Genomic DNA, 5,032 nt, shown 5'->3' with positions numbered 1-5,032 from the left:
GAGGTGAAGGCGCGGGTGCTGCCGCAGGTGCTGTGCGGCGAGAAGATCTCGGCGCTCGCGATCACCGAGCCGGGCGGCGGCTCCGATGTCGCGAACCTCCGCACAAGGGCACGGCGCGACGGCGATCACTACGTCGTGAGCGGCGAGAAGACCTTCATCACCTCAGGAATGCGCGCCGATTATCTGACCGTTGCGGTGCGTACCGGCGGCGATGGCGCTGGCGGCGTCAGCCTTCTCCTGATCGAAGGCGACACGCCCGGCCTGTCGCGAACCAAGCTCAAGAAGATGGGCTGGTGGGCCTCCGACACCGCGACGCTGCATTTCGACGGGTGTCGCGTACCCGCCACAAACCTGATCGGCGAGGAGGGGCAAGGCTTCAAGATCATCATGCAGAACTTCAACAGCGAGCGCATGGGCATGGCAGCAAGCTGCACCGCCTTCGCCCGGGTCTGCCTCGACGAGGCGGTCGCCTATGCCAAGGAGCGCAAGACCTTCGGCAAGCCGCTCGCGCAGCACCAGGTGATCCGCCACAAGATCGTCGATATGGCGCAGAAGGTCGCAGCGTCCCAGGCGATGCTGGAGCTGCTGGCCTGGCGGCTGGAGCAGGGCGAAAGCCCGGTCGCCGAAATCTGCATGATGAAGAACCAGGCGACGCAGACCATGGCGTTCTGCGCCTCGGAAGCCGTGCAGATCTTCGGCGGCGCCGGCTTCATGCGCGGCATCAAGGCCGAGCGTATCTACCGCGAGGTCAAGGTCAACGCCATTGGCGGCGGCACCGAGGAGATCATGAAGGATCTCGCCAGCCGGCAGATGGGGTTGTGACAACCGTCGTCCCGGGGCGCGCGGAGCGCGAACCCGGGACCTAGAGATGAGTCCTAACATATCGAGATTCCGGGTTCATCGCTTCGCGATGCCCCGGAATGACAGGAGTAAAATGCTGTTCACCGTCGACCACGACGACATCCGCCGCTCCCTGCAGAAATTCATCGCGAACGAGATCAATCCCCACGTCGATGAGTGGGAGAAGGCCGACATCTTCCCGGCGCACGAGCTGTTCAAGAAGATGGGCAGCCTCGGCTTCCTCGGCCTGAACAAGCCGGTCGAGTTCGGCGGCTCGGGCCTCGACTATTCCTATGCGCTGATGATGGCGGAGGAGCTGGGCGCGATCACCTGCGGCGGCGTGCCGATGGCGATCGGGGTGCAGACCGACATGGCGACCCCGGCGCTGGCGCGGTTCGGCTCGGACGAAGTGCGCCGCGAATTTCTGGCGCCCTCGATCTCGGGCGATTTCGTTGCCTGCATCGGCGTCTCCGAGCCGGGCGCAGGCTCCGACGTGGCCTCGATCAAGACGCAGGCGCGCTCCGACGGCGACGATTACGTCATCAACGGCGGCAAGATGTGGATCACCAACGGCACCCAGGCCGACTGGATTTGCCTGCTCGCCAACACCGGCGACGGACCCGTTCACCGCAACAAGTCGCTGATCTGCGTGCCCATGAAGAGCAAGGGCGTCACCGTGGCGCGCAAGCTCGACAAGATGGGCATGCGCTCCTCGGACACCGCGCAGATCTTCTTCGACAATGTCCGCGTGCCCAAGCGCAACCGGATCGGCGAGGAGGGCAAGGGCTTTACCTACCAGATGATCCAGTTCCAGGAGGAGCGGCTCTGGGGCGCGGCGGCCTGCCTGAAGGCGCATGAATACATCATCGATCAGACCATCGAATACACCCGCAATCGCAAGGCTTTTGGCCAGAGCATCCTCGATAACCAGGTCGTGCACTTCAAGCTGGCGGAGATGCAGACCGAGGTCGAGCTGTTGCGCGCGCTGATCTATCGCGCCGCCGAGCAGCTGGTCGCCGGCGAGGACGTGACCCGGCTTGCGACCATGGCCAAGCTGAAGGCCGGCCGGCTTGGCCGCGAGCTCACCGACGCCTGCTTGCAATATTGGGGTGGAATGGGCTTTACCAACGAGACGCCGGTCAGCCGCGCCTATCGCGACAGCCGCCTGACCTCGATCGGCGGCGGCGCCGACGAGGTCATGCTGATGGTCCTGTGCAAGATGATGGGCACGCTGCCGGGTAGCAAAGGGAATGCATCATGATCACGCTCTATCATTGCGAGGCTGCGCGCTCGTTCCGTCCGCTCTGGATGCTGGAGGAGATGGGGCTGCCCTATGAACTGAAGATGCTGCCGTTCCCGCCTCGGGTTTTCGCCAAGGAATATCTCGCACTCAATCCGCTCGGCACGATTCCCTTCATGGTCGACGGCGAGACGAAGATGACGGAGTCCTCCGGCATCTGCCACTATCTCGGCATCAAATATGGTCCGACGCCTTTGATGGTCGGCCCGGAGGACCCCGCCTACGGCGCCTTTCTGAACTGGATGTATTTCAGCGACGCCACATTAACCTTCCCGCAAACGCTGGTGCTCCGCTACAGCCAGCACGAGCCGGATCAGCGGGACAACAAGGTCGTGGGCGACTATGCGAAATGGTTCCTGGGGCGGCTGCGCGCCGTTGAGGCAGCGACGGCAAATGCCGATACATTGTGCGCGGGCCGCTTCACCGCGGCCGATATCGTGATCGGTTACGCGCTCCGGCTCGCTGGAACCACCGGGCTGGCGAAGGATTTCGGGCCAAATGTCGCAGCCTATTGGGCGCGATTGCAGCAGCGCGACGGCTTCAAGCGTGCCGTTGCTGCGGAGCAAAAGGCCGGCATCGAGCAGAATGTTGCGTCTCGCGTGAGGGCGTAGATTGCTTGCGTCATTCCGGGGCGATGCGCAGCATCGAACCCGGAAGTTCGAGGTTCCGGGCGGTCCTGCAGACCGCCGCGGAATGACGGCGCTTGTTTTCATGACAGCGCTATCCCGTCGTGACAGCGGCCAAATTTCCGCTAAGGTGACCCCCGTCCGCAGCGGCCAGAGAGCCGCGCGAGGAGGATCCCAATGGAAGATAAAGGTCGCGAATCCGACCATCTGATGCTGATCACGCCGGAGCGGGTATTCTATGCCGGCCTGCTCGGCCGCCCTCGCAAGCGGACCCCCGGCTGCTGCCATGTCTATGTTGCGGTGAAGGGCAGCCTGCACCTGACGATTGACGATGTCCACACGTCGGACGAATTGATCGTGACCCTGCCGAACCAGCGGCACACCATCGCCAGTGACTATCGCAGCGTCATCAGCGTGACGCTGGAGCCGGAAAGCATGCCGGATGGCATGATCGAAGTCCTGGCCGAGCGGTTGCGTGGTCCGGACAAGGCCGCCTATGCCCGCAAGATCCTGGCCGCCTACGCGTTGCTGCGTCAGCGCCGCTATGGCGACATCACGACCGCTGAGTTCGACCAGATGTGCTTTGGCGAGGCGATGCCGCGCCGCGAGCTCGACCCGAGGGTGACCCGCGCCGTCGCCCGCATCGGGCGTTTCTCCGGCGAACCGGTGACGGCCGACACCTGCGCGGCGGAAGCAGGGCTCTCGGCTTCGCGCTTCCTGCATCTGTTCAAGGAAGAGACCGGCATCTCCTTCCGCTCCTTCCGCGCCTGGAAGCGTGCGCGCCATTTGCTGCACTTCGCCAACCAGGACCTCAACCTCGCCCATCTCGCGCAGGATATCGGCTATCCCGATTCCACGCATTTCAGCCACTCGATCCGCCGCTTCTACGGATTGAAGCCGCGCGCGATCTTCGTCGGCTCACGCGACCTTGCGATCTACCGCAGCACCGAGACGGTGCGGCTCGCGGAGGCGAGCTAGCACCGCTCTCGTAGCTCCCGTAGGGTGGGCAAAGCGAAGCGTGCCCACCATTTCCTTAACGGCGAGACGTGGTGGGCACGGCGCAAGGGCGCCTTTGCCCACCCTACGAAAGCTCGCCCTTCTTCAGCTTCTCCGCGCAAGAAGCCGCATGCCACCCATCACATGATCGCAATCGTTGACTTCTCAACGTGCGAGACATTTTTGGCATGAGCGACAAGGCCGTCATCACCTGCGCGCTGAACGGCGTGCTCACCGACCCGAAGCAGCACAACGTGCCCGTGACGCCCGAAGAGATGGCGCGGGAGGCCAAGGCTGCGTTCGATGCCGGCGCGTCCATCATGCACATTCATCTGCGCCAGCAGGCGCCGAACAAGGGGCACCTGCCGTCCTGGGAGGTAGCGGTGAGCAAGGAGATCCAGCAGGCGATCCGCGAGGCCTGCCCCGGCGTCATCATCAACCACACAACGGGCGTGTCAGGGCCGAATTACAAAGGCGCGCTTGATTGCGTCCGCGAGACCAAGCCCGAGATCGCCGCCTGCAACGCCGGCTCATTGAATTACCTGAAGGTCAAGGCCGACAATACCTGGGCCTGGCCGCCGATGATGTTCGACAACGCGGTCGAGAAGGTGAAGGACTATCTCGACGTCATGAACGAGGTCGGCACCATCCCCGAGTTCGAGTGTTTCGACGTCGGCATCGTCCGCTGCGTCGGCATGTACCGCCAGGTCGGCATGTACAATGGGCCGCTCGAATATAATTTTGTGATGGGCGTTGCTTCGGGAATGCCGTCGGATCCGGAGTTGCTCCCGATCCTGATCAAGCTGAAGCGACCCGAGGCCCATTTCCAGGTCACCGCCATCGGACGCGAGGAGATCTGGCCGCTGCACCAACGCTGCGCCGAGCTCGGCGGCCATTTGCGCACCGGTCTCGAAGACGCCTTCTATCTCGCCGACGGCAAGAAGGTGACGTCGAACGGCCAGCTGATCGAAGCCATCGCGGCCTGTGCCCGCCGCGCCGGCCGCGAGATCGCGAGCCCGGCCGAGGCGCGGAAGATCTTTGGGACGAATCGCTGAGTATCCCCGTCGTTCCGGGGCGATGCGCAGCATCGAACCCGGAACCTCGAGATTCCGGGTTCACGCTCCGCGTGCTCCGGAATGACGATCAAGGTCTGTCATGTCCATTCTCGAAAACACCATCTCCCCCGGCAGCGCCGCCTACCAGGCCAACCGCGACGGCATGCTCGGCCTGATCGACCGCATGCGCGCGCTGGAAGAGCGCACGCGTGCGG

Annotated in this window: 5 protein-coding genes; all 5 read left to right on the top strand. The window is 63.8% G+C overall.

What is annotated here, in order from left to right; all coding sequences use genetic code 11:
- Positions 1-822, top strand: an 822-nt coding sequence (locus MOV75_RS27105; RefSeq protein ID WP_247006906.1) for an acyl-CoA dehydrogenase family protein, incomplete at its 5' end; no start/stop codon positions are given.
- Between the two features lie 112 nt (positions 823-934).
- The gene (locus MOV75_RS27100; RefSeq protein WP_246926635.1) at positions 935-2,101 is read left to right on the top strand and encodes an acyl-CoA dehydrogenase family protein; all 1,167 of its coding nucleotides are present in this window, start codon (positions 935-937) and stop codon (positions 2,099-2,101) included.
- Positions 2,098-2,751, top strand: coding sequence for a glutathione S-transferase family protein (locus MOV75_RS27095; protein ID WP_246926637.1), 654 nt, complete (start codon positions 2,098-2,100; stop codon positions 2,749-2,751). Before MOV75_RS27100 ends, MOV75_RS27095 begins: the two co-directional genes overlap by 4 nt.
- Before the next feature lie 192 nt (positions 2,752-2,943).
- On the top strand, positions 2,944-3,744 hold the full coding sequence (locus MOV75_RS27090; RefSeq protein WP_247006905.1) for an AraC family transcriptional regulator: 801 nt from the start codon (positions 2,944-2,946) through the stop codon (positions 3,742-3,744).
- Positions 3,745-3,950: 206 nt separating this feature from the next.
- Positions 3,951-4,817: a 3-keto-5-aminohexanoate cleavage protein gene (locus tag MOV75_RS27085; RefSeq protein WP_246926640.1), complete on the top strand. Its 867-nt coding sequence runs from the start codon at positions 3,951-3,953 to the stop codon at positions 4,815-4,817.
- Positions 4,818-5,032 lie beyond the last annotated feature (215 nt).

Origin of the sequence: Bradyrhizobium sp. PRIMUS42 (assembly GCF_023006515.1) — a bacterium.
Taxonomy (GTDB): Bacteria; Pseudomonadota; Alphaproteobacteria; order Rhizobiales; family Xanthobacteraceae; genus Bradyrhizobium.
Note: the sequence above shows the minus strand (reverse complement) of the source record. Positions and strands in the feature narration are given on the sequence as shown.

Bases quoted from the DNA above. Each gene is read 5' to 3' on its own strand.
- MOV75_RS27095 (WP_246926637.1), top strand. From the start codon at position 2,098: ATGATCACGCTCTATCATTGCGAGGCTGCGCGCTCGTTCCGTCCGCTC.
- MOV75_RS27090 (WP_247006905.1), top strand. From the start codon at position 2,944: ATGGAAGATAAAGGTCGCGAATCCGACCATCTGATGCTGATCACGCCG.
- MOV75_RS27100 (WP_246926635.1), top strand. From the start codon at position 935: ATGCTGTTCACCGTCGACCACGACGACATCCGCCGCTCCCTGCAGAAA.
- MOV75_RS27085 (WP_246926640.1), top strand. From the start codon at position 3,951: ATGAGCGACAAGGCCGTCATCACCTGCGCGCTGAACGGCGTGCTCACC.